The organism is Providencia sp. PROV269, from assembly GCF_028477785.1.
Lineage (GTDB): Bacteria > Pseudomonadota > Gammaproteobacteria > Enterobacterales > Enterobacteriaceae > Providencia > Providencia rettgeri.
Genome location: NZ_JAMPLV010000007.1, coordinates 269,206 through 295,083, shown reverse-complemented (window position 1 = coordinate 295,083; position 25,878 = coordinate 269,206). Strand labels below are relative to the sequence as shown.

Sequence of the window (25,878 nt, the reverse complement as noted above, 5' to 3'; positions counted from 1 at the left end):
CATAGAAAAGCACACCATCCTTATATATAAAGATGGGTATGCTAGAGATTTTAGTAATGGAAAGCTTATTTAGATAATAATTTAACCTACCATTTTTTGTTCAACGCTAAATAGATTTTTTCTGTAATCACTCGGTGTTAATGAAGTTAGCTCTTTAAATTTTTTTACAAATAAACTTGGGCTGCTATAACCTGATTCAAAAGCAATATCTGTAATTGAATAATTAGTTATTTCAAGTTGCTTTTTAGCAAAGTTAATTCTGATATCATTAATAATCTGCATTGGCGTTTTGCCATAATATCTTTTTGTTGCCCGGGTTAAGTATTCTTGTGATTTTCCCGTTATAGAAATCATATTTTGTAGAGCTCTCTCACTAAACATAGCGATATCATGCATTTCTTCCAATGTGCTTTTTAACCACTGCGGTGCATCATCTCGCATACTTTTTTCACGATAATGGCGTAATCGATTTACTACATTAAATGTAACTAACTCAATAAATTCATTAAATTCGCTATCACGAAAATTTAATGATGCGATTACGGATTCTATATAAGCCATAAACTCATTTTTCAATTGATAACCCTGTGATGCAACAAAACAACTTGGTAATAGTGGTAAGTAATGTTTATCAAAAAATGATTTACTGATACCCACATTCAATATTCGTGTTGGCCCAAAATCATAAGCACTTTCGTGATAAGACCCTATTGGAAGAAAAATGAAATCTCCTCGTTCTAATAAAACTTTTTTTCCATTAATTATTTGATAACAACGCCCCGTTAAAACGATCATATATTCATAATAATCATGTTGATGCAGTCCACTTGCACTCTCAACTTTATTATAAATAAAGACATGAAAGGTTTTATTATTAAAAAGTTCACTTTCTTGAACTAGTTTAATTTCAGCATTAGTGTCGGTTCTATTCATCAGTGTCTGCATCATGACCCTCTCTCTAATGGTTTAGTTTTTCATGTAATTCAATTAACTCTGTAATTAATTCACGGGCTAACATTGCGTTCATTAAATGATCCTGCGCATGAACTAGGACTAGGCTTACTTTGATTCGCCCTTCCCCCATATCACTTTCAATTAACTGAGTTTGCACTTTATGAGCTTCATTCAACGAGGAATGAGATTGCGCCATTAAACTTTTTGCGGTCACAAAATCACCTTCTTTCGCTTTTTTTAATGCGGTGTAAGCTAAGCTTCTTGCTTGCCCTGCATTAATAATCAGTCCCATGACAACTTCTTCAAGTTCATCCGTAGTGGCATTTTCTTGGATATCATTAAGCTCAAACATATTTTTATCTCTATTTTAATGAGAGGAGCAAGCTCCTCCCTATTTTAAAATTTAAGTGCGTTAGCAATATCTTCTTCACTTTCTTCTTCATCAATTGTGTTTTGTGCTTTATTAGAAATCACAACAAATGGAAGATAAACGAGTACGGCCACACCAAGGTTAAATAATGCAAGTAATAAAGCGGCAATACTACCATTTGTATTGAAGAATGCAGCTAGCCCAGTAGGCATTGTCCATGGTGCAATATTCGTCACTGGCGGGATAATCCCTAGATAATAAGCCGCGACCATTATTCCCGCCAATAAAGGCTGAATAAGAATAAATGGAATAAACATTACTGGGTTCATAATAATGGGTAGACCAAAAATAATCGGCTCATTAATTTGGAAAATACCCGCTGGTAATGCTAATTTCGCAACCTGACGATGATCGGCACGGCGTGATGCAATAAAGATAGCAATAATTAATCCTAATGTAGCACCGGTTCCACCTAAGAACACATAGGAATCAAGCATCGGTTTTGCCCACATATGGAAAGACTTACCCGCAGCAATCGCAGCGTCAACTGAGCCATATTCAGCATACAAAGACACGTTTTCCAATGCCCATGGGGTCATTATGCCACTATCTAATGCGGTTAATGCGAGAGAACCGTGAATACCAAAGAACCATAGTAGAGACGTAAATACAACATATGCCCAACCAACAACATTCCCCATAGAAGCAAGTGGTGTTGATACTGTATCCATTATAATTTGATGGAAGTTACTACTAATACCGCTTAATGCCCACGACACAATTCCCATAATGGATAAGATAATAAAACCAGGAATAAGTGCAGAAAATGAACGAGATACAGATGGAGGTACGCTATCGGGTAATCTGATCACCCAATTACGGCGAACAATAAAAGTGAACATTTCAGCAACGACTAGCCCTAGAATGATCCCTGAAATGATATTTGCCCCACCGAGCCAGTTAGCACCAACAGCATAAGCACCATTGACGTCATAAGGTGTTACTGTCATGAAAGATGCAACGGCTAACAAACCAGCCGCTAGAGGATCCACCTTACGTTCTTCCGCCAGTGCCATTGCAATAAAAAAAGGTGCCATTAAGGACATTATCCCCAATGTCCCGTTATAAACATTTCCACCGATGGCTTTAAAGCCATTTAGTGTTTCTATCGTTGAGGGTTCTAGTCTAACGCCCAAAGAATAGAAAAAAGACCCTGTATCAAAACTCAGAAAAACATTATTAATTAGCACAAACATTGCCCCAACTAATGTCAGAGGCATAATTCGAATAAAACCATTCTTTATTGCATTAACATGAGGTTGCTTTCCCAATCTAACTGCGAATGGAAGGAGAACCTTTTCAAGCGAAGTGATAAAAAGACTCATAAAATTACCCTCAATTTTTTTGAGTGTGCTCCATTCTTAACTAATTACGTTGTATTAATAGCGTTCATGTCGATGGAGTTATTATGTTGTAGAGGTAGTAAATAGCTTTTTGATACTAGCTTGCCGATTGTTGTTTTATGATTGCAACAGCGACTTTTAGTACACCAAGCCCATCCACTTTTCCGTATAAAAGTGAATCAATAACTTCAACTGGCTTATTAGGTAATAATTTCTGAATATCCGATAACATCCACGCGATTTGCGGGCCCAGCAATATTACATCCGCATCTACACCCTTCTCTGAAGCTAAGCTTTCAGGGAAGGCTTCAATATTGACAGGTACATCATATTTTTCTGCTTGCTGTCTCATTTTGTTAACTAGCAGTGAGGTAGACATACCTGCAGAACAAAATAGATAAATATTTTTCTTATTCATTCCTTATCCTTTAATTCGTTCTATTTTTTATTACCGCTGTGACTTATAAGTTTTCTTATAGACTTATCATATAACTCAGCCCTACACGCTAAAGAGTATAATTATCTCTAGTTGAATTGAGTATACTGCCTTCCCAGCCTTTTCGATAATTCAAACTGAGCAACAATTGTCTCCTATTGACCAGCAGCTATGACGACCTTCACATTTATATAAATATTTTGCGTCAATAAAAAAGTTATACTGATGTCAAATAATGATAAGAAATGAATTAAAGATAGAGAATACGAGGCGTTAGTCGATAATTTAGGAGTCCGAAAGAAAAAGACCCACTTCAACTGAAGTGGGTCTTTTAAGAAAGGAAAAAATACGAATTAGTTACAAGAAGCCGATTTGTCGAATTTAATTGTACCTGTTGGTACTAATGCTGAGTCGAACTGACCATCTTCCATTGAAGGACGAATGGTATAATAACCTTCAATTTCAGCGTAGACTGGCGTACCACCATCTACACCCGTTTCTCCATACGCTTTTTCTAATTCGATACCAGAAGCTGCATATTGACGACCACTAGCGCACTCTGTGAATACAGCTGCATCTGCCATATAGCGGTATTGCCCCACTTTTTTACTTGGCTTAACTTGGTCTAATGTATAATTCATCTGTGTTTCAATCGGGTTACCATCTAAATCCAGTAAGGTCATTGATTGGCCATCTGCTGATTGAGCAAAATAAGTGCTCTCACCTTTAGGATTCGTTGCACGTAATTTATTATTTTCTATATTCCATTTACCAGTATCATGGAAAGCAGTATCACCATCTTTCGTTCCTAAGTAGACAAGCTGCTCAACATAACTACCGTCTTGGTTAACTAACAATGTCGCCTCAATACCAGAGCAATCTGCACAAGGTAAAACGCCTGTATATACTTTATCGACTGGTGCTGGATCAATATTTTTTGTCGCACTCTGACAGCCAGCTAACGTAATGCTTCCAACCGCCATTAAGACTAACATTAGTGATTTTTTCATTATAATTCCCTTAAAACCATGTGTTTTAACTTATTAACCAATATAAACATCATAGCATTTCATCTAATAAAAATATGGTAAACATAAGAAAATTCGGACATTACTGATAAAATACGTTATGCATTGATTTGGTGAATAAGAATTGTCTTTTTCCCAGTGCTGTGATTATAGTTATTAAAGTTACTGTGCTATTATCGTACTAAGCACATTTTTGCTTGGTACAACATGTTCAAGGCGGCAATAACCGCCACTAACACAGTGGTGAGGGAATATGTCTACAGATACTGAATATCAACCTATCAATTGTGATGATTACGAATATCTAGAAATCGCATGCCAACGTCAGCTAAAATTGCAAATAGCACTTAATGACGGCGTGAATATTGAGGGGCAGGCCAATGATTTACTCCTACGAAAAAAAGTTGAGTACCTGATTGTTGAGACACATGAAGGAACCAAGGAGTTAAGATTGGATTGCATAATTTCCTTCAGTCATCCAGAAATCGGCACGATTGTTGTCGACCACTCTCACTAATACTCGCTATTTTGAGTCCTTCTATGGCCCCTTATGGTAATCACAGTCATAAGGGGCTTCTCATTAACTCAACACCTTAAATTCACTCTCTTTTTGCCAATCAATAGCAATACCAAGAGTCGCTTCATCAGCCATTCCTTCAGGAGTAATAAAACACCCCACCGCAGTAATGAGCTGGTCGTTATAATAAATTAGAGGCACTCTTTCTCTCATCCATGGAGCTACTCCTAATTCTTGCCAGATCTTCTTACTGCTTCTGGAACGATGCCGTCCTACAATATTGAGCGTGCCTTGCAGCCCAAAACGAACCGTCACATTTTCATGTGAAAATGGTGGACGTATTTGCCCCTCACCTTCCATAATTTGTAAAATTCCTAAGGATTCAGGTAACTCAAAAGCCTCAGGATAAATCCATTCAAATTGTTGATTAGCTAAGCTATTAATGCGCTTAACAACCCACAACGTACCTTGATAACGGCGAATTTCGAATTGCCCTAAACGGCAAATAGGATCCGCATCCTGCCGAGCTAACGCCACTTCTTGCCAAATACGTTCCAATTGGTTAAATGGTGGCATTGGTAGCTGATGCAGACCAATCCAGCGGCGAATAAGTGCATTGCGTTTTGCTGATGAACAGGCTTTCAAGTCATCAATAAATAGCCCCCCTCGATAATCCATCATTTCATCAAGGGAATCCTTTAATAACTCATCAAGTAATGTTTCTTGCTCTGCACATAACGCTGCGCTGCGGGCAACTGCACTAGAAAAATGCGGCCAACGCTCAGTCAAAACAGGCATGATATTCAGGCGTAAAAAATTTCTATCATAACGATCATCTTGGTTACTATCGTCTTCAACCCACGATAATTGCTGCTCTTGCATATAAGCTTCTAGCGCTATACGGGGTGTTGAGAGTAATGGTCGTAGCAGCGATGTTGAACCGCAACATGCTGAAAACGCTAATTGTTCAGGCATTGAAGACAACCCTGCTGGCCCACTACCACGCTTTAACGCTAACATGAAAGTTTCTGCTTGATCATCAAGGTGTTGAGCCGTAACTAGCACCTCACCTTCTTGTAATTCTTCTCGGTAAGCCTGATAACGGGCATCTCGTGCCGCTGCTTCAATACCTTTTTGGCTTGAATCAACCACTACGTGTCGGCAAATGAAAGGAATGTCCCACTGTAAACACAATTGAGCACAATGCTGCTCCCATTCATTTGCTTTTCTATTCAACCCATGATGAATATGAATAGCGCGAACCTCTAATAGAGGAAGCTGTTTCTTTCGAATAAGATAAAGTGCATGTAATAAAACTGTTGAGTCAATACCACCACTGAATCCCACTAGAATTTTTTCGATACCGCTTATTTTATTAAGAACCCTATCAACAATGACTTGCGAATGCTGTGACATTTATTCGCCCTTCTCACAACTTCTGACTTTGGCTCTTTGCGCCAACACACAGAACACCAGAAATAATTACCAGTAATACCCCTATTGCATACGCAATTTCAAAAGCATCATTTAAGATTAACACTAACCAGAGCACCGATAATACGGGAGACAAAAATACCACAGAAGCTATTTTCGCCGAGTGCCCTGTATTCATCGCCTTGAACCATAAAATGTAAGACACCCCGTTGATTAAAATACCATTAATCAACGTTGGCCAAAAAGCCGCTTTTGAAGGTAATCGCATTTCACTAAACAGCATCAATAAGACAAAAGAAGTCAGCGTTGAAAAAATAAATAACCATACAGTACTAATATAGGGGTCAATCGAATATTGACGGGAGAAAACTGACATTAGGGCAAAGCAAAACGCACCACTAAAAACCAGTAATAACGCTGTTGGGTTTTCAACATGTAATTGCGTAATTTGCCCTTTGGTAAAAGTAATAATCACCGCAATAAAACCGATTATGATACCAATTATTTGTCTTCCAGCTAATTTGTCTTTTAGCAATACTACTGATAACAAGATAATAACTAATGGCCAACTATATTGAATGACCAATACCGCTATACCATTCTCAATGGAATATCCGTAGTACAGCAACAAATAGAATAAACAGTCAAGAAAGCCAAGAACAAAGACTTTGACTAATATATCTCTTGGCAAAATAAACAGTTTTGTCAGTCGATAGCCTGAAGCAAGAGCAACAATAATCACAGATATCGCAGATATTACGTTCGACCAGAACAGGAATTGAAAGCTGTCCATGCCTTCTTGCCCAAAACGAGAGACAATAGGAATAAAGCTCCATATCAACACGCAAGTAAAAGCATATAGCAAATAATTATATTGTCGCACCCTAGTCCCTATCTATAGTTATTTTCAGTAGATGAATAATTTAAATCAAAACACTCGGTTATCATTAAAAATGACTAGCTTAAAAATAAAAACGGGAGCTGGCAAAAGCAAACTCCCGTATTTATTAATGATTAGCTGTTAATGATTAACAATAACCATAGTCCATCAGGCGCTGATAGCGACGGTTTTTCAATGCTTCAGCATCTAATAATTCTAATTCGTCTAAGTCCTCGGTTAGGCGTGCTTTTAGCTGTTCTGCAATTTCATCATAATTACGATGTGCACCGCCTAATGGCTCAGGAATAACATTATCAATTAATTTCAGTTCTTTAAGACGTGGGGCGGTAATCCCCATTGCTTCTGCTGCTAATGGTGCTTTATCTGCACTTTTCCATAGAATAGATGCACAGCCTTCTGGTGAAATAACAGAATAAGTGCTGTATTGCAGCATATTGACTTTATCACCCACACCGATAGCAAGTGCACCACCAGAGCCACCTTCACCAATAACGGTACAAATGACTGGGACAGATAAACGTGACATTTCACGTAAATTACGTGCGATAGCCTCTGACTGACCACGCTCTTCAGCACCAACTCCCGGATAAGCACCTGGAGTATCAATAAAGGTGATAATAGGTAAGTTAAAACGCTCAGCCAGTTCCATCAAACGCAGTGCCTTACGGTAACCTTCTGGGGCTGGCATACCAAAATTACGACGGATTTTTTCTTTTGTCTCACGCCCTTTCTGATGCCCAATAATCATGACTGGACGACCATCCAAACGCGCCATTCCACCGACAATGGCTTTATCATCTGCATAAGCGCGATCCCCTGCTAATTCTTGGAAATCAGTAAAAATGCGAGAAATATAATCCAATGTATATGGACGACGTGGGTGACGAGCGAGTTTAGCTATTTGCCAAGCCCCTAGATCAGAGAAAATTTTACGTGTCAGTTCAACACTTTTTTCACGTAAACGAGCAACCTCTTCATCTAGGTTAACTTCTAAGTTGTTATCTTGACGGCTAACCGCTGTTAGAGAATCAATTTTCGCCTCTAATTCCGCGATTGGCTGTTCAAAATCAAGAAAATCCAGACTCATAATATTCCTATTTTAGTCAAATTCTAATTCTACCTGCTCACTACCCAGCAGAGTTCGAAGATCGTTCAAAAGGGGATCCACTGGCGTCACACGCCAAACAACACCAAATTTAAGCTTGGCTCTGGCATCATCCTTCTGGTAATACAGATGAACCGGGATCGTTCCTGAACGATGAGGTTCAAGAGTACTGCGAAGCCGGTTCAGCAATTGATCGTTAATTTGTTTATCTGACAGTGAAATTGCAAGTCCTCGTGCATATTTTTCCCTTGCTTCACTAATATCCATTAACTCACGCACTGTCATTTTATTACCACCATTGAAATCATCAAAGCTGACCTGACCGGTGGCTATCAGGATATTGTCTTTTTCCAACATATGTTGGTACTTATCGAGTGCATCTGAAAATAACATAATATCCAGACGACCGGAACGATCATCAAGCGTACAAATCCCTATTCTATTTCCACGCTTGGTTGTAATCACTTTAGCTGAAAGTACTAAACCTACCACAGTTGTTACTTGACCACGAGGGGTGGGGTTCACATCTTTTAATCTAAGCCCATTAGTATAGCGCTCTATTTCGCTCAAGTATCGCGTTATTGGATGCCCTGTTAAATATAAACCAAGCGTCTCTCGTTCACCATCCAATACTACTTGCTCTGGCCATTTAGGTACACTTGCATATGAACTTTCAACTTGTTCAGGTGCTTCAGCTAGTACACCAAACATATCTGCTTGGCCTATTGCCTCTGCTTTAGCATGTTGGTCAGCTGCTTTTAACGCATCCTCAAGGGAAGACATCAACGCTGCACGATGAGGGCCTAATCGGTCAAATGCCCCTGCCATGATAAGCTTTTCCATCACACGACGGTTAATTTTTTTAATATCAACTCGCGCACAAAGGTCAAAAATCTCTTTAAAGATGCCGCCTTGTTGACGAGCTTCAACAATCGCTTCGATCGGGCCTTCGCCGACCCCTTTGATTGCACCGATACCGTAAACTATCTCACCTTCATCATTCACATGGAAGTGATAAAGCCCACTATTGATATCTGGCGGCAATACTTTTAAGCCCATTCGCCAACATTCATCAACTAAACCAACCACTTTTTCCGTGTTATCCATATCCGCGGTCATAACTGCAGCCATAAATTCAGCGGGATAGTGCGCTTTTAACCATAATGTTTGATAAGAAACTAAAGCATAGGCAGCTGAATGCGATTTATTAAACCCATAACCGGCAAATTTCTCTACCAAGTCAAAGATTTTCATTGATAGCTCGCCGTCTACTCCGTTTTTAATTGCACCTTCTTCAAAAACAGAACGCTGCTTCGCCATTTCCTCAGGTTTCTTTTTACCCATCGCACGACGCAGCATATCCGCACCGCCAAGCGTATAGCCAGCTAAAACCTGAGCAATCTGCATAACCTGTTCTTGGTATAAAATAATCCCATATGTGGGCTCTAGAACAGGTTTTAATGATTCATGTTGCCATTGTACATCTGGGTACGATATTTCTTCACGACCATGTTTACGGTCAATAAAGTTATCTACCATGCCTGATTGCAGTGGCCCGGGACGGAACAATGCCACCAGTGCGATCATATCCTCGAAGCAGTCGGGGCGTAATCGCTTAATTAAGTCCTTCATTCCACGGGATTCTAACTGGAATACCGCTGTGGTTTCTGAGCGCTGCAGCATATCAAAGCTTTTTTGATCGTGTAGCGGAATAGCTGCAATATCAATCGGTTCTAAATTTTTCTTAGCTCGACGCGCGTTGATCATTTCCAACGCCCAGTTAATGATCGTCAACGTCCGTAAACCAAGGAAGTCAAACTTCACTAACCCCGCATATTCGACATCGTTTTTATCGAATTGTGTGACAGGGTTATTACCTTCCGCATCACAATAAAGCGGCGCAAAGTCAGTAATTTTAGTTGGAGCGATAACCACCCCACCCGCATGTTTACCAGCATTTCGTGTGACACCTTCGAGCTTACGCGCCATATCGATAAGCGCTTTAACCTCTTCATCAGCCTCATAAATTTCAGGTAGCTGTGGTTCTGCTTCGAACGCTTTTTCCAGTGTCATACCGGGGTCTGGCGGCACTAATTTTGAAATTCTATCAACAAAACCATATGGGTGCCCAAGTACGCGCCCCACGTCACGGATAACCGCTTTGGCGGCCATCGTACCGAAAGTAATGATCTGTGAAACAGCGTCACGCCCATACATTTGGGCTACGTGATCAATCACTTGGTCGCGTTTTTCCATACAGAAATCGACATCAAAGTCAGGCATCGAAACACGTTCCGGATTCAAGAAACGCTCAAAAAGCAAGTCAAACTCAAGCGGATCAAGATCCGTAATTTTAAGGGCATAAGCAACTAAAGAGCCCGCACCGGAACCTCGCCCCGGCCCCACAGGTACGCCATTATCTTTTGACCATTGGATAAATTCCATCACGATCAAGAAGTAACCGGGGAACCCCATCTGATTAATCACGTTAAGTTCAATTTCCAGACGCTCATCGTATTCAGGGCGTTTTTCCGCTCGTACTTTTTCGTCTGGGAATAAAAACTCGAGGCGCTCTTCTAACCCTTCTTTTGACCGCATAACCAAAAAGTCTTCGGTTTTCATATCCCCTGTTGGGAATTGCGGTAAGAAGTATTCACCAAGGCGAATCGTGACGTTACAACGCTTAGCAATCTCTACACTGTTTTCTAACGCTTCAGGGATGTCAGCAAATAGCTCACACATCTCTTCTTCGGAACGTAAATATTGCTGAGGGCTATAATTTTTAGGCCTTTTCGGATCAGCTAATGTAAAACCATCATGGATAGCAACACGTATTTCATGGGCGTCGAAATCACTACTTTCAATGAAGCAAACATCATTCGTTGCAACAACAGGCAAGCCTTTTTTAGTTGCTAACTCGACAGCCGCATGCAGATAACTTTCTTCATCTGGCCGCCCTGTTCTGACTAATTCTAAGTAGTAGCAATCTGGAAAATGCGTTTCATAGAATGCAAGGCACTCATCCACTAAAGCTTGATTACCTCTTAATAGACATTGCCCGACATCCCCTTTACGGCCACCAGAGAGTAGAATCAAACCATCTTTGTGCTTAGCCAGCCATTCACGTTTAATTGTTGGTCCAACCGCACCATAGCCTTTTTGGTACGCTTCAGAAATGAGTAGGGTAAGGTTTTGATAACCTTCATTATTACGTGCTAAAACAGTTAAGTGAGATATTTCATCACCCAATAGTTCACTTTCCACATAAAAATCAGCACCAATAATGGGTTTGATCCCTGCACCATGTGCTGCACCATAAAACCGGACTAGCCCACAAAGGTTAGTAAAATCGGTGATCGCAAACGCAGGCATGCCCATTGAAGCCACTTTTTTAACCAGTGGCCCCGTTTTGGCTAGCCCATCAATCATGGAATAGTCACTGTGAACACGTAAATGAATAAAACGAGGTGATGCCATCGACCTAATACCTACTTATTGCTGTCTAAAGCTCTTCTCACTGGAGCAAAGCTTTTACGATGGAATTCGGTTGCACCATACTGCGCCAATTTTTCTAAATGATACGCGGTTGGGTAGCCTTTATGCTTCGCAAAGCCATATTCAGGAAAGGTTTTGTCCAATTCGACCATTTCCCTATCCCTAATCACTTTAGCTAAAATGGATGCTGCACTAATTTCTTGTACTAGGCTGTCGCCTTTAATGACTGCTTGTGAAGGCATTGGCAATTTAGGACAGCGGTTGCCATCAATTAAAACATACTCAGGAACAATAGATAAACCCGCAACTGCGCGCTGCATCGCTAACATAGTTGCATGTAATATATTTATGTTATCAATTTCTTCTGGTTCTGCGCGACCAATGCACCAACACAGCGCTTTTTGTTGGATTTCATCAAATAATTTCTCACGTTTTTTTTCGGTGAGTTTTTTTGAGTCTGCCAGCCCTGTAATTGGGTTATTGGGATCAAGAATCACTGCCGCGGTCACTACAGCTCCAACTAGCGGGCCTCGACCCACTTCATCAACACCAGCGATTAAATTTGCTTTTGGATAGATAAATTCCATTAATTTTTGACCATATCTAATACCGCTTCAGCAGCTTGTTTATCTGCATCACAACGAATAAGCTGATGTAATTGTAAAAAAGTTTGTTTCAGGTTTTCAACCTGTTCTCCACCATCTAGGAGAGGAAGCAACTGCTGTGCGAGTTTATCAGGCTGGCATTCCTCTTGTAGTAACTCCTTCACAATTTCTTTTTCTGCTAACAAATTAGGCAAAGAAACATACGGCGTTTTCACTAACCGTTTAGCTAACCAGAAAGTGAAAGGTTTCATACGATACCCCACCACCATTGGGCATTTTGTTAGCATACACTCAAGTGCTGCTGTTCCTGATGCTAACAAAGTCGCATCTGCTGCAATCATTGCATCACGAGCCTGACCATCTAAAATATGGACTTGCAATTCAGGTGCGGTATTTTCTTTTATCTCATCAAACTGCTGGCGGCGTTTTTCATTCACCAACGGCACCACAATATGTAAATCAGGGATATTGCGTTGTAATATTTTCGCTGTATTGAGAAAATCTGCGCTTAGCATTTCGACTTCTGAATGACGACTTCCTGGCAGTAAAGCCAAACATTTAACATGCTCAGGAATATTCAGCCGATGTCGAGCGGCTTGTTTATCAGGATGTAATGGAATGGCATCCGCCATTGTATGCCCGATAAAACGGCAAGGAACATTAAAACGGTCGTAAAATGCTTTTTCAAAAGGTAAAAAAGCTAATACTAAATTTGTTGAACGACCAATTTTAAATACCCGCTTCTGGCGCCATGCCCAAACTGATGGGCTAACGTAATGAATGGTTTTGATACCTTTCGATTTTAAGCGCCCCTCTAGGGTAATATTAAAATCAGGGGCATCAATCCCAACAAAAACATCCGGCTGTAGTTCAGTAAAACGCTGGGTTAAATCCTTACGAATGGATAATAGCCGAGGTAGACGGCCAAGGACTTCAACAATGCCCATGACAGCAAGCTCTTCCATTTCATACCAAGCTTCACAACCTTCCGCTTGCATTAATGGACCAGCAACACCAACAAAGCGAGCATCTGGTATTTGCTCTTTAAGTGCACGGATAAGCCCAGCACCGAGAATATCACCAGATGTTTCTCCGGCAACAAGGCCAATAGTAAGTGGGCGGCTATTATTCACCGAAATTCGCTCCTTATTAAAGGCCCAGATTCATTAATACTAGATTAACGAATAATACCACGTTTAGACTGTGCTGAATCCTCTAAGAAATCACTAAACACTTTAACGTGTTCATTGGCTTTTGCCGCTTCCGCGATTTCTTCACGTGCTTCTTCTAATGATTTACCTGAACGATATAACACCTTGTATGCATTACGAATAGCATGTAGTGATTCTTTTTCAAAACCACGGCGTTTTAAACCTTCAAGATTTAAACCAAATGGTGTTGCGTGGTTACCCTGTGCAATAACATAAGGTGGCACGTCTTGTGCAACACCAGAGCAACCGCCGACCATAACATGAGCACCAATTTTACAAAATTGATGAACTGCGGTCATACCACCAATGATGGCATAATCACCAAGTGTTACATGGCCACCTAAAGTACCGTTATTTGCAATAATACAACGGTTGCCAATGATACAATCATGGGCAATATGCACATTCACCATCAGTAAATTATCGTTGCCCACTTTTGTCAGGCCAACATCTTGAACTGTACCACGGTGAATAGTTACGCTTTCACGAATACGGTTTCTATCCCCGATTTCAACTCGTGTTGGTTCACCTTGATATTTAAGATCTTGGTTAATCTCACCAATGGAAGCGAACTGGAAAATCACATTGTCACGGCCTATTTTTGTATGGCCATTAACGACAACATGAGATTTCAACTCAGTACCTTCGCCAATTTCGACATTCGCGCCAATATAACAAAAAGGGCCAATACGAACATTGGCACCGATGATAGCTCCATCTTCTACGATAGAGGATGGATGAATATAGGCTGTATTATCAATCATATCAGACCTCACGGCGACGGGCGCACATCATTTCTGCTTCGCAGGCCACTTCTCCATCAACTTTAGCAACACCTTTAAAACGTGCAACTCCGCGACGTTCTTTAATAAATTCTACTTCTAAGACCATTTGGTCTCCTGGTAGAACAGGACGTTTAAAACGCGCATTGTCTATCGCTGCAAAATAGTACAACTCACCAGGCTCTAATTTTCCAACGCTTTTAAACGCAAGGATCCCAGTCGCTTGTGCCATGGCTTCTAAAATTAATACGCCAGGAAAAATGGGTTTGCTTGGAAAGTGCCCTTGGAAAAATGGCTCATTAAATGACACATTTTTCACTGCACGCAATGATTTGCCTTTTTCAAAATCTAATACACGGTCAACCAAAAGGAATGGGTAACGGTGTGGAAGCAGTTCTAAGATTTCTTCTATATTCAGAGTATGATTATCACTCATCGAAATACTCTTCCTGTCTATTAATACGGTTTAATTAATGAATCGGCCTGCTTTAACCCATAAATTAGGTTAACTGGCAGGCCGGAAAACGTAACTCAGATAACTATTTTAGCCTGAATTACAAAATGATTACTGATTTTTTTGATTTTGGCTATCTAATTCACGCTCAACGTGTTTCAGTCTCTTATTCATCTCATTGATACTTAAGACTAAAGCAGCTGTTTTACGCCAAGCTTTATTAGGCTGTAAAGGAATTCCTGAAGAATATACTCCCGGTTCAGTGATAGGCCTCATGACCATACCCATTCCTGTTACTGTGACCTTATCGCAAATTTCCATATGACCGTTGATGACGCTAGCCCCACCAATCATGCAGTAACGACCGATTTTTAAACTACCAGCCATGATAACTCCGCCAGCAACTGCGGTATTATCACCAATTATGACATTGTGTGCAATTTGGCATTGGTTATCGATAATAACCCCATTACCAATCACAGTGTTATCTAACGCACCGCGATCAATCGTTGTGCTTGCACCGATCTCAACACGATCGCCGATGATCACTGTGCCTAACTGAGGAATTTTGATCCAATTACCACGATCATTTGCATAACCGAAGCCATCTGAACCAATCACAGTGCCAGATTGAATTAAACAATGTGTACCAATTTCGATATTGTGGTACACGCTGACATTTGCCCATAAACGGGTCCCTGTACCTATGCGTGTATTTTTACCCACAAAACAACCTGCGCCAATCACCACATTATCGCCAAGTTCAACACCACTTTCGATAACAGCATTTGCGCCAATTGCGACATTCTTACCGAGTTTTGCATCATCAGCAATTACCGCTGATGCGTGGATATCTTCAGCCGGACTTGGCGTTGTATCCATAATTTGAGCCATGCGTGCATAAGCAAGGTATGGGTTATCCACTACCAGTGCAGCTACTTTACATGCTTCGAGATCTTTTGCTGTGAGAACCACCGCTGCAGCTTGGCAATCGGCCAATTTGTCACTATAACGGCTGTCAGATAAAAAAGTAATCTGTTGATTATTCGCTGAATGCATTGGAGCAATACCGGTGATGGTAATATCACCATCACCGTGTAATTGCGCATTCAACTGCTGAGCAAGGTCAGCCAATCGAATTGAAGACATCTATTATTTAACCTGTTTTTGAACCTGACTTGTAATGTCAACGCTATCTTTTGCATAGGCAACTGCATTTGCATCGATAACGACATCATAGCCTTCTTTAGCGGCAACAGACTTAATAGAGTTCTGAATACGAGTTAAAATTTTAGTACGCTCTTCACCTTGACGACGACGGTTGTCTTCTTCAAATTTTTGAGCTTTTTCAGCGAATTGATCACGTTTAGTCATGAGTTCAGATTCAAGCTTTTCGCGCTCACTTTGCTTCATCGTTGCACCATCACGGCGCAATTTTTCAACACGAGTTTGCAAATCTTTTTCTAGATTTTGTAACTCAGTCGCACGGCTTTTGAATTCACTTTCAAGCTGTTTAGCAACGGCTTCACGCGCAGGCATATTTTGGAAAATTTCACCAACATTGACGATAGCGATTTTCTCAGCATAAGCACCCGCAGACATTGCTAAAGCAATACTCACACCCGCTGCACACAACAATTTTTTCACACTAAACTCCTTAACCCATACGTATGGCTGGAAATTTTGGTTGCTCCCATAAAATTATGGGAGCCATCATAAGTAGAAACTGGAATAGCTTACCACGTTCTACCAATATTAAATTGGAACTGTTCTGATTTATCCCCTTCGTAGTCCTTAATCGGCTGCGCATAAGAGAAGACCAGTGGTCCAAGAGGGGACATCCATTGTAAAGCAACACCAGCAGAAGCACGGACGTTAGTTGCCTTACCGTAGTCAGGCATACCTTTACGCCAATCAGCATTGATACTGTTCCAATTAGTATCCCATACCGTACCCGCATCAACGAACAGAGACGTACGAACTGAGTTCGAATATTTCTCGTCAATAAATGGAGTCGGAGTGATTAATTCAAATGATGCTGCGTACATCGCATTACCACCGACCGCATCACTTGATGGGCTTCCTGGCTCAGGGCCATCCACACCATTAATTCTCTTCAAGTAAACCGCTTTTGGACCGATATTATTCGAACGGAAACCACGAATGGTGCTTGAACCACCCGCATAGAAGTTTTCATAGAATGGCATTTGCTTACTGCCAATACCATCACCATAACCTGCTTGTGCACGCCCCAGAACTACCCAAGTTTGGTCTTCATCCAGTGGGTAATACTGTGCGGTATCAAAGCGCAGTTTATAGTATTCGTTATCAGAGCCAGGTATTGTTACTTTACCCGATACGTTCGTTTTATTACCCGATGTTGGGAAGAAACCACGGTTTAACGAGTTATAAGTCCAACCTAAGTTAAGCGTAAAGTCATCCGCATCAAAACTTTCTTTATTACGCCCATTTTCTGTAACTGGTGGATTTTTCCCCATAGAGTCGAGGTAATCCCACATCGCAGCTTGAGCTCGCATATCTGAAAGTCGGTTATGAACGTAACCCGCACCAACACGGAAAGAGTTATTTTCATTGAACGGGAAGCTTAAGAAACTGTCTAGACCATACGTTTTGTTGTTATAGCCAGATAGATCCGCATCTTTCGCACTAAAGTCGTTATAGAAAATACGACCGCCTAAGCTCACACCATTCACGGTGAAATACGGGTCAGTAAATGAGAATTCAACGTTAGTTGAGTAGTCGTTTTTACTTGCGTTAATACCAACCGCATTACCTGTACCTAACCAGTTATCTTGTGTAACCCCAACTTGGAAACTCACACCACTTTCAGTACCAAAACCGATACCAAAGTTCATTGAACCTGTATTACGCTCTTTAACCTTGTAGATAACATCTACTTGGTCAGGACTGCCCGGTACACGTTGAGTCTCAACATCAACAGTTTCGAAATAACCTGTACGATTCAGACGTTCTTTACCGAGTTCAACAAGGTCATTTCCAAGCCATGCCCCTTCCATTTGGCGCATTTCACGACGCAAAACGGTGTCTTTACTGGTGTCATTGCCTTGGAAACGAATTTCACGCACATAGAAACGGTTACCTGCATCAATATTTAAATGCAATTTCACGGTTTTATCTGCATCGTTGATTTCAGGCTGTGTCATTACTCGAGGATATGCATAACCATAGCGGCCAAACATATCTTTGATTTTGTTTTCCATGCTTGTCACTTGAGCACCGTTATATAACTCTCCCGGTGTGATAGTGATAAGTTCTTGGATTTCAGTTAAGTGATCTGCAGTATTACCATTAACTTCGACACCCGATATTTTGTATTGGTCGCCTTCAGTAATGTTAATCGTAATATAAATGCCTTTTTTGTCTGGAGTCAGACTGACTTGCGTGGAGTCAATGTTAAAACGTGCATAACCGCGGTCAAGATAAAAACTGCGCAGAGTTTCTAAGTCACCCGCCAGTTTTTGCTTCTGGTATTTTTGGTCAGCAGCAAGGTTCCACCAAGGTACATCATCACGCAATTGCAGCTTATTAACTAATTCTGCTGTAGTGTAATTTTTATTACCTACAATATTAATTTGCTGAATTTGAGCTGAAACACCTTCAGAGAAAACAAATTTTAAATCCACACGGTTACGTGGTAAAGGTGTCACAACAGCTTTTACTGTTGCATTATATTTACCAACGCTATAGTAAAAGTCTTCTAAACCTTTTTCGATATTCGCAATTGTCGTGCGGTCAAGTGCCTCACCAACGCGGATATTTGAAGCTTCCAAGTTCTGCTTGAGCATATCATCTTTAACAGACTTATTACCTGTAAAGGTGATACTGGCAATCGTTGGCCGCTCTTTAACTTGAACGATCAGCGTGTTTCCATCACGCAGGACCCTAACATCTTCGAAGTTACCGGTTGAAAATAGGGAACGGATCGAACGGCTGATATCATCGTTATCAACTGAATCGCCAACCCTAACTGGCATGTTCAATAATGCTGCACCAACGGCGACGCGTTGTAGACCTTCGAAACGAATGTCTTTAACTACGAATCCGTCTGAACCGTATGCAGTGGCGCTGCCGAAAAGCAGCGACGCTATGAGCAACTTTTTCATCGCCATCGTTGTTATGCGTATTCCTTACTGGTCCCCAGCTTATAAAAATTAGAAGCGAGAGAAATCATTAAAAAGTGCAAGTCCCATTAACAGAATCAATGCCATTGCACCTATCCGAAAACTAAAGTCTTGTACTCGCTCAGACACTGGACTTCCTTTAATTTTTTCAATTAATAAGAAGAGCAAGTGCCCCCCATCTAAAACAGGCAATGGAAACAGATTGATGATACCTAAATTGACGCTAATAAGCGCAATAAACATCAAATAATATACCAAGCCTGACTCGGCGGATACCCCCGCACCTTTAGCGATAGATATCGGACCGCTCAAGTTATTGAGTTTGACATCCCCAACAACCAGTTTACCCATCATATTGACCGTCAACTTCATTAACTGCCACGTCTTATCACTGGCTTGGTAAAACGCAGAGAATGGCCCATATTGCTGCACCATTTTATATTCATCTGCTAACGGTAACACTGAAAGTTCTACGCCTGCAAATCCAATTTTCTCTCCACGTTGTCCATCTTGGCTATCAGGAGTCAACGTGAGTGAAACCAATTGTTGCGACCGTTGTACTTCTAGTTTTAACGGTACACCTGGGTTATTACGAATAATTAGTGTTACTGGGTTCCAAAGGCCTAATACCTCCCCGTTAACACTGACTATTCTGTCACCTTTCTGTAAACCTGCTCGTTCGCCAGCTAACCCCTCTGTGACTTTTTGAATAACAGGGTCAATTTTTGCAGAAACAGGCATTATCCCTAACGACAAAATTGGATCTTGTTTCTCAGGATCAAACTGCCAAGTCGTTAAATCAACCGTTTTTGTCATCGGTTCATTATAACCACTCGGTAATACTTGTGCAGTCAGTTCGTGGTCACCTATTTTGCCGACCAATGCTAAGCGAACTGAATTCCAATCAGGAGTTTCGATGCCATCAATGGATTTTAGTTCCATTTTTGATTCAAAATTTGCAATTGCCGCAATAGAACCTGGTTTTACATCTTCAATGACAGGCTTCACAGAAGGAACGCCAATCATAAAGACAATCCAATAGACAACAATTGCCAATAAAAAGTTCGCAATAGGCCCCGCACTAATAATGGCAGCTCGTTGACCTACTGTTTTATTATTAAACGCTTGATGACGACGCTCAGGAGCAACCTCTCCAACACGTTCATCAAGCATTTTGACATAACCCCCTAACGGGATAATGGCTAAAACGAACTCAGTGCCATGTTTATCGACTTTACGCCATAACGTTTTGCCAAAGCCAATAGAGAAGCGCTCAACATAAACACCACAGCGACGAGCAACCCAGTAGTGACCGAACTCGTGTACTGTAATTAACACGCCTATCGCGATAATAAATGCAGCTAAACTCCAAATAAATCCCATGTATCTTCCTAAAGACCAAAACCGTTAAAAATTAACAAATTTAGCCCAGCAAAAACAGGGATTGCTGCCGTCAGGCTATCAATACGATCCAAAATACCGCCATGCCCTGGAATTAAGTGGCTACTATCTTTAATACCTGATTGACGCTTAAACATACTTTCGGTCAAATCACCAAATACTGATACTACAACAACAATAATTGAAGTCACTAGTAAATAATCAGGCATCACAGGGATTGGCGCAAAGGCGCTAAATAACCATGAGATAATCCCTGCTGTTATCAGCCCACCGACTAAGCCTTCCCACGTTTTACCAGGAGATACCTTAGGTGCCATTTTGTTGCGTCCGATAGTACGACCAAATGCATAGGCACCTGAATCTGCCCCCCAAACTAGCAACATGACATACAGTAACCACCAAGCACCGAAGAATGTATCACTTTGATAACCCACAGTTCTTAAAACCATCATTCCACAATAAAATGGAATAATCGTTAACACGCCAAATAACAACCGGATAATTGCTGATTTACCCCAAGAAGCCGATGCTGGGTAGGTAACAACTAAAATAATCGCTATTACCCACCAAATAAGACCTGCCCACAGGCCATACAAAACCATAGGCTCAGAGGAGAACTGGTTTATATTGGAGATAGAAAATTGCATTGCAAGTAATATTGCTGCAAAAACAACCGCCAACCCGACACGTTTAGCTTGTGAATGCCAGCCGACAAATTGTGCCCATTCCCAAGCTCCTAAAGCACAAACCGCAATTACGACAAGCCCAAAATTTGCTGGGGAAAGTAAAAACAGAGCTGCTATAACAATCGGTATTAAGACTATCGCAGTAAGTAAACGATATTTCAGCACATCTATCCCCTATTCCTTGCCCAGTTCATCATCTGATTCAGCTCCACCATAACGGCGCTCACGCTTACTAAAAGCATCAACTGCACTCTGAAACACCATTTCATCAAAATCTGGCCACAAAACGTTGGTGAAATAAAATTCCGCATAAGCGACTTGCCATAATAGGAAGTTGCTAATGCGATGCTCCCCACCGGTTCTAATGACTAAATCGACATTTTCTTGATCATGCATACAAATATGGTCATTAATATTTTCTTCATTGATGTCATCAATAGAAAGTTCACCACTTTGTACCTTTGCAAATACTTGTTTTACACTGTTACTGATGTCCCAGCGACCACCATAGTTCGCGGCTATATTCAGTTTTAGCCCAGTGTTGTTTTGCGTTAATGCTTCTGCCTTATCAATTCTTTTTCTGAGGCGTTCACTAAAACGACTAATATCACCAATGACTTTTAGTTTGACATTGTTTTTATGCAGGTTTTTAACTTCATTATCAAGAGCAAAAACAAATAGTTCCATTAGAGAACTCACTTCTTTCTCTGGTCGTCTCCAGTTTTCACTGCTAAATGCATACAATGTGAGCGAACTAATTTTATTTTTCACCGCAAAACGCACCGAATTACGGACAGATTCAACACCTGCCTTATGACCTGTAATTCTGAGTTTCCCTCTTTGCTTAGCCCATCGACCATTACCATCCATAATGATAGCAACATGCTTAGGCATCATTGAATCAGAGAGATTTTCACCACTAGAGTTCATTAAATATTAATCCTTGTGAGTACCACTTTGAGTATACAGACCAATAATAACTACTATTATTGAATTTGCTGATAAGACACATCCTTAATTCTCAAAGTAGTGCTATGTTATTTTTCTTTTTTTAAACACGTCACATATTAAAGAGTTATTATGGCTATCAGCAACTAAATAAAACACATACCAGCGTTAAATTGTCTGAGCGATTATTTTTTCTGCATTTTTACGTGCTCGCTCGTCGATTTCTAAGACCTCCTCAATTGAAACAGGTTCAGAAAAAACTTGGCTATCTAATACACTGTGGTTAATTTTTGCTATATCCGTAAAGCGTATTTTGCCTTCAAGAAAGGCCGCAACAGTCACTTCATTTGCACCATTAAGCGCGGTTGTAGCGGCTTGCCCTTGGTGGCAGGCATCGATTGCGAGCTTCAAGCAAGGATAGCGTTGGTAGTCAGGCTGAACAAACGTTAATGATGAAAGCGTTGCAAAATCAAGAGGTTTTGCACCAGATATGATACGTTGAGGATAAGCCATGCTATATGAAATCGGAGTGCGCATATCAGGCGTACCCAGTTGTGCTATCACGCTGCCATCTTTATACCGAACCATAGAATGAATAACCGATTGAGGATGGATAATTACTTCCATCTGCTCAGCATTCGCATTAAAAAAGTAGCAAGCCTCAATATATTCTAGACCTTTATTCATCATTGTCGCTGAATCAACTGATATTTTTCGTCCCATTGACCAATTTGGATGGTTACATGCTTCATCAGGTGTCACGTTATCAAAATGCGATAATGGTGTATCCCTAAAAGGCCCGCCAGAACCGGTCAAAACAATACTTGAAATACCCGAGGCTGATAAATCAGCAAAGCCTAAATTGCGTTGAATAATTTCCGGTAAACTTTGGAAAATAGCATTATGCTCGCTATCAATAGGAAATACGGTTGCATTGTGCTTACGAATCTCATTAAAGAATAAACGGCCACTGGTAATTAAAGACTCTTTATTCGCTAATAATATTCTTTTACCTTTACGTATTGCAGCCAAGGTAGGAAGTAAACCGGCAACTCCGGTAATTGCTGACATAACTTGGTCGGCATCATCAAGGCCCGCAAGGTCAATAGCCGCTTGTTTTCCTGACAAAACCTCAGTCTTGCAGTTATTCTCAATCAAAATAGTTTTTAAGGCTTTTGCTGATAATTCATCCGCCATTGAGACATATTTCGGATTAAACTCAAGGCACTGTTTCGCCATTTCAGTGACATTTTTTCCTGCCACTAAAGCAACAATTTGAAATTTTTCGGGATTTTGGCGAACAACAGAAAGTGTATTTGTACCAATTGAGCCTGTAGAACCTAGGATTGTCAGACGTTTCATAGTGATTGAGTACTCTGTATTAATTCAATACTGAGATTATATCAGCTTAGAGGTTAGAAAGGATTTTTTAATAAACTTGAAAAATAATAAAGCCACGCTAACGCACACTTTTACCGTCTGCATTGGTGGCTTTATTATTATGATGGATTAAAATTCCATCAACTCTGCTTCTTTTTGCGCTAATGCTTCATCAACTTTCTTGATGTAGCTATCAGTCAGTTTTTGGATATCATCTTGTGAACGACGTTCGTCATCTTCACTGATTTCTTTATCTTTCAGTAACGCTTTAACTTTGTCGTTAGCGTCACGGCGAACGTTACGAACTGCGATACGACCTTGCTCTGCCTCACCACGGACCACTTTAATTAAGTCTTTACGACGTTCTTCCGTTAATGGAGGAAGTGGAACACGGATAACAGTACCCGCTGATGACGGGTTCAGGCCCAAATCTGATGCCATGATTGCTTTTTCAATCGCTGGTGACATGCTACGGTCAAAAACCGAAATAGCTAATGTCCGTGAATCTTCAACAGTGACGTTAGCTAATTGGCGCAAAGGTGTCGCTGAACCGTAGTACTCAACAGTAATGCCATCTAATAGGCTTGGAGATGCACGGCCTGTGCGAACTTTACTAATTTGGTTTTTGAATGCTTCAAGGCTCTTTTCCATACGGTCTTGAGCATCTTTTTGGATTTCGTTAATCACGTTTTCAACCCTTAAGAACTGGTTATTAAAGGCCGCATGCGACCTCGCTTAAATTGTCTGAATTTATATTAGATAATACATTTAAACTCAGGTCATGTCTCTGAGTATTAATTGTGAGAAATCAGAGTTCCTTCATTTTCGCCCATAACAACGCGTCGTAAAGCGCCCGGTTTATTCATATTGAATACACGAATCGGTAAGTTATGGTCACGTGCTAATGTGAATGCTGCTAAGTCCATCACTTTAAGTTCACGTTCCAACACTTCTTGGTAGCTCAGATTTTCATAAAGAACTGCGTCAGGGTCTTTAGCAGGGTCTGCTGAATAAACACCATCAACTTTTGTTGCTTTTAACACAACATCCGCTTCAATTTCAATACCACGTAGGCACGCAGCGGAGTCTGTTGTAAAGAATGGGTTTCCTGTTCCTGCCGAAAAAATAACAACGCGGCCGTGACGTAACAAGCTAATGGCCTCTGCCCAGCTATAGTTATCACAGACACCGTTAAGTGGGATCGCAGACATCAGTCTTGCATTCACATAGGCGCGATGTAATGCATCACGCATCGCGAGTCCGTTCATCACCGTTGCTAGCATTCCCATGTGGTCTCCGACAACACGGTTCATGCCAGCTTGTGCCAAACCAGCACCACGAAACAGGTTACCACCGCCAATAACCACACCGACCTGTATACCCAGTTCTATGAGTTCTTTAATTTCCTGAGCCATACGATCTAAAACGCTAGCATCGATACCAAAACCTTCTGCGCCTTGTAAGGCTTCGCCACTTAATTTAAGCAGAATACGCTGATAAACGGGTTTTGCATTGGTTGCCATGGTGTTCTGTCCTAACAGATATTTATTGGGGTAACACACGTAGAATCACACGGTTCTACGTACCTAAAATTTTTAATTAATTTAAATATAATTTTTTTATACACACAAATTCTAGCGTATGCCGATGACGCTAACATCCGGGGAATATACGTATATAAAACAGAGCCGCCAATTGGCGGCCCTTAGTTGATTACTTGCTCATCGCAGCAACTTCTGCTGCAAAGTCAGTTTCAACTTTCTCGATACCTTCACCTACTTCGAAACGAAGGAAACCAGAAACAGTAGCACCTTTCTCTTTCAGTAAGTCACCAACAGATTTGCTTGGGTCCATTACGAAAGGCTGGCCAGTCAGAGAGATTTCGCCAGTGAATTTGTTCATGCGACCGATAACCATTTTTTCAGCGATTTCGCGTGGTTTACCAGATTGCATTGCGATGTCTAACTGAATTTGATGCTCGTGAGCAACAACATCAGCAGGAACATCATCTGGAGTTACATATTCAGGTTTGCTTGCAGCGATATGCATAGCGATGTGTTTCAGTAACTCTTCGTCAGCGCCTTCAGCCGCAACTAAAACACCAATACGAGCACCGTGCAGGTAGCTACCTACTTGTGCGCCTTCCAGAATAGCAACGCGACGAATATTGATGTTCTCACCAATTTTCGCAACTAATGTTGTACGAGCTTCTTCGAATTTTGCTTTCAGTGCATCGATGTCAGCATTTTTGTCAGCGACAACAGAAGCTAAAACTTCTTTACCGAATGCTAAGAAACCTGCATCTTTAGCAACGAAGTCAGTTTCACAGTTCAGCTCAACCAGAGCACCTGTTTTACCACCGTTGAAAACTTCCGTCAGGATAACACCTTCAGCTGCAACGCGACCTGCTTTTTTAGCCGCTTTTGCTTGACCTGATTTACGCATGTTATCAATCGCTAATTCGATGTCGCCATTAGCTTCAACAAGTGCTTTTTTACATTCCATCATACCTGCGCCAGTACGTTCGCGCAGTTCTTTTACCAATGCAGCGGTAATTCCAGACATGTGATTTATTCCTCGATATTCCCCGTGAGAGTCTTCCCCA

General features: G+C 40.9%; 24 protein-coding genes. 1 reads left to right on the top strand and 23 read right to left on the bottom strand.

Features of this window, described 5'->3' with window-relative positions:
* Positions 1-81: 81 nt before the first annotated feature.
* The 5 genes from chbR to nlpE form a co-directional block, all read right to left on the bottom strand.
* Positions 82-948, bottom strand: a complete 867-nt coding sequence (gene chbR / locus PR683_RS13345; protein ID WP_109911813.1) for a transcriptional regulator ChbR — start codon at positions 946-948, stop codon at positions 82-84.
* 10 nt (positions 949-958) lie between these two features.
* Positions 959-1,306 carry a PTS N,N'-diacetylchitobiose transporter subunit IIA gene (chbA, locus tag PR683_RS13340; RefSeq protein ID WP_004908815.1) on the bottom strand — a complete coding sequence of 116 codons (348 nt, stop codon included), beginning with the start codon at positions 1,304-1,306 and terminating at the stop codon, positions 959-961.
* 44 nt (positions 1,307-1,350) lie between these two features.
* Positions 1,351-2,709 carry a PTS N,N'-diacetylchitobiose transporter subunit IIC gene (gene chbC, locus PR683_RS13335; protein ID WP_036957985.1) on the bottom strand — a complete coding sequence of 453 codons (1,359 nt, stop codon included), beginning with the start codon at positions 2,707-2,709 and terminating at the stop codon, positions 1,351-1,353.
* A 115-nt stretch (positions 2,710-2,824) separates the two neighbouring features.
* Positions 2,825-3,145 (bottom strand): PTS sugar transporter subunit IIB, encoded by a 321-nt coding sequence (locus PR683_RS13330; RefSeq protein WP_004908810.1) that lies wholly within the window; start codon positions 3,143-3,145, stop codon positions 2,825-2,827.
* A gap of 371 nt (positions 3,146-3,516) precedes the next feature.
* Positions 3,517-4,173: an envelope stress response activation lipoprotein NlpE gene (gene nlpE, locus PR683_RS13325; protein ID WP_272581816.1), complete on the bottom strand. Its 657-nt coding sequence runs from the start codon at positions 4,171-4,173 to the stop codon at positions 3,517-3,519.
* A gap of 271 nt (positions 4,174-4,444) precedes the next feature.
* Between nlpE and rof the strand changes: the two genes are divergently transcribed.
* Positions 4,445-4,708, top strand: a complete 264-nt coding sequence (gene rof, locus PR683_RS13320) for a Rho-binding antiterminator (RefSeq protein WP_004908806.1) — start codon at positions 4,445-4,447, stop codon at positions 4,706-4,708.
* A gap of 63 nt (positions 4,709-4,771) precedes the next feature.
* Here rof and tilS read toward each other — a convergent pair whose 3' ends face one another.
* The 18 genes from tilS to tsf all read right to left on the bottom strand — a co-directional run bounded on the left by tilS (position 4,772) and on the right by tsf (position 25,838).
* Positions 4,772-6,124 (bottom strand): tRNA lysidine(34) synthetase TilS, encoded by a 1,353-nt coding sequence (tilS, locus tag PR683_RS13315; protein ID WP_110731774.1) that lies wholly within the window; start codon positions 6,122-6,124, stop codon positions 4,772-4,774.
* 13 nt (positions 6,125-6,137) lie between these two features.
* The gene (locus tag PR683_RS13310; protein ID WP_042851536.1) at positions 6,138-7,025 is read right to left on the bottom strand and encodes a DMT family transporter; all 888 of its coding nucleotides are present in this window, start codon (positions 7,023-7,025) and stop codon (positions 6,138-6,140) included.
* A gap of 145 nt (positions 7,026-7,170) precedes the next feature.
* Complete coding sequence (accA, locus tag PR683_RS13305) at positions 7,171-8,130, bottom strand: acetyl-CoA carboxylase carboxyl transferase subunit alpha (RefSeq protein WP_004908798.1); 960 nt, start codon at positions 8,128-8,130, stop codon at positions 7,171-7,173.
* A gap of 12 nt (positions 8,131-8,142) precedes the next feature.
* Positions 8,143-11,625, bottom strand: a complete 3,483-nt coding sequence (gene dnaE, locus PR683_RS13300) for a DNA polymerase III subunit alpha (RefSeq protein ID WP_004908794.1) — start codon at positions 11,623-11,625, stop codon at positions 8,143-8,145.
* 11 nt (positions 11,626-11,636) lie between these two features.
* A complete protein-coding gene (gene rnhB, locus PR683_RS13295) occupies positions 11,637-12,230 on the bottom strand; it encodes a ribonuclease HII (RefSeq protein WP_109911807.1) in 594 nt (197 codons plus the stop codon).
* Positions 12,230-13,381: a lipid-A-disaccharide synthase gene (lpxB, locus tag PR683_RS13290; protein WP_115167780.1), complete on the bottom strand. Its 1,152-nt coding sequence runs from the start codon at positions 13,379-13,381 to the stop codon at positions 12,230-12,232. Before lpxB ends, rnhB begins: the two co-directional genes overlap by 1 nt.
* A 44-nt stretch (positions 13,382-13,425) precedes the next feature.
* Positions 13,426-14,223 carry an acyl-ACP--UDP-N-acetylglucosamine O-acyltransferase gene (lpxA, locus tag PR683_RS13285; RefSeq protein WP_004908785.1) on the bottom strand — a complete coding sequence of 266 codons (798 nt, stop codon included), beginning with the start codon at positions 14,221-14,223 and terminating at the stop codon, positions 13,426-13,428.
* Between the two features lies 1 nt (position 14,224).
* Complete coding sequence (fabZ, locus tag PR683_RS13280; RefSeq protein WP_004257450.1) at positions 14,225-14,677, bottom strand: 3-hydroxyacyl-ACP dehydratase FabZ; 453 nt, start codon at positions 14,675-14,677, stop codon at positions 14,225-14,227.
* Between the two features lie 129 nt (positions 14,678-14,806).
* Positions 14,807-15,844: a UDP-3-O-(3-hydroxymyristoyl)glucosamine N-acyltransferase gene (gene lpxD, locus PR683_RS13275; RefSeq protein WP_109911804.1), complete on the bottom strand. Its 1,038-nt coding sequence runs from the start codon at positions 15,842-15,844 to the stop codon at positions 14,807-14,809.
* A 3-nt stretch (positions 15,845-15,847) separates the two neighbouring features.
* Positions 15,848-16,342: a molecular chaperone Skp gene (skp, locus tag PR683_RS13270; RefSeq protein ID WP_004908780.1), complete on the bottom strand. Its 495-nt coding sequence runs from the start codon at positions 16,340-16,342 to the stop codon at positions 15,848-15,850.
* 89 nt (positions 16,343-16,431) lie between these two features.
* Positions 16,432-18,846: an outer membrane protein assembly factor BamA gene (gene bamA / locus PR683_RS13265; protein WP_109911803.1), complete on the bottom strand. Its 2,415-nt coding sequence runs from the start codon at positions 18,844-18,846 to the stop codon at positions 16,432-16,434.
* 42 nt (positions 18,847-18,888) lie between these two features.
* Positions 18,889-20,241 (bottom strand): sigma E protease regulator RseP, encoded by a 1,353-nt coding sequence (gene rseP / locus PR683_RS13260; protein WP_228367198.1) that lies wholly within the window; start codon positions 20,239-20,241, stop codon positions 18,889-18,891.
* Positions 20,242-20,249: 8 nt separating this feature from the next.
* Entirely contained in the window at positions 20,250-21,110 is an 861-nt protein-coding gene (cdsA, locus tag PR683_RS13255) for a phosphatidate cytidylyltransferase (RefSeq protein ID WP_004908774.1), read from the bottom strand.
* 9 nt (positions 21,111-21,119) lie between these two features.
* Complete coding sequence (gene uppS / locus PR683_RS13250; protein WP_109911801.1) at positions 21,120-21,875, bottom strand: polyprenyl diphosphate synthase; 756 nt, start codon at positions 21,873-21,875, stop codon at positions 21,120-21,122.
* Between the two features lie 186 nt (positions 21,876-22,061).
* On the bottom strand, positions 22,062-23,255 hold the full coding sequence (ispC, locus tag PR683_RS13245; RefSeq protein ID WP_004908768.1) for a 1-deoxy-D-xylulose-5-phosphate reductoisomerase: 1,194 nt from the start codon (positions 23,253-23,255) through the stop codon (positions 22,062-22,064).
* A gap of 147 nt (positions 23,256-23,402) precedes the next feature.
* Positions 23,403-23,960 carry a ribosome recycling factor gene (gene frr, locus PR683_RS13240; RefSeq protein WP_109911800.1) on the bottom strand — a complete coding sequence of 186 codons (558 nt, stop codon included), beginning with the start codon at positions 23,958-23,960 and terminating at the stop codon, positions 23,403-23,405.
* A gap of 107 nt (positions 23,961-24,067) precedes the next feature.
* A complete protein-coding gene (pyrH, locus tag PR683_RS13235; RefSeq protein WP_004257499.1) occupies positions 24,068-24,796 on the bottom strand; it encodes a UMP kinase in 729 nt (242 codons plus the stop codon).
* 190 nt (positions 24,797-24,986) lie between these two features.
* The gene (gene tsf, locus PR683_RS13230; protein WP_004908761.1) at positions 24,987-25,838 is read right to left on the bottom strand and encodes a translation elongation factor Ts; all 852 of its coding nucleotides are present in this window, start codon (positions 25,836-25,838) and stop codon (positions 24,987-24,989) included.
* Positions 25,839-25,878: the final 40 nt, after the last annotated feature.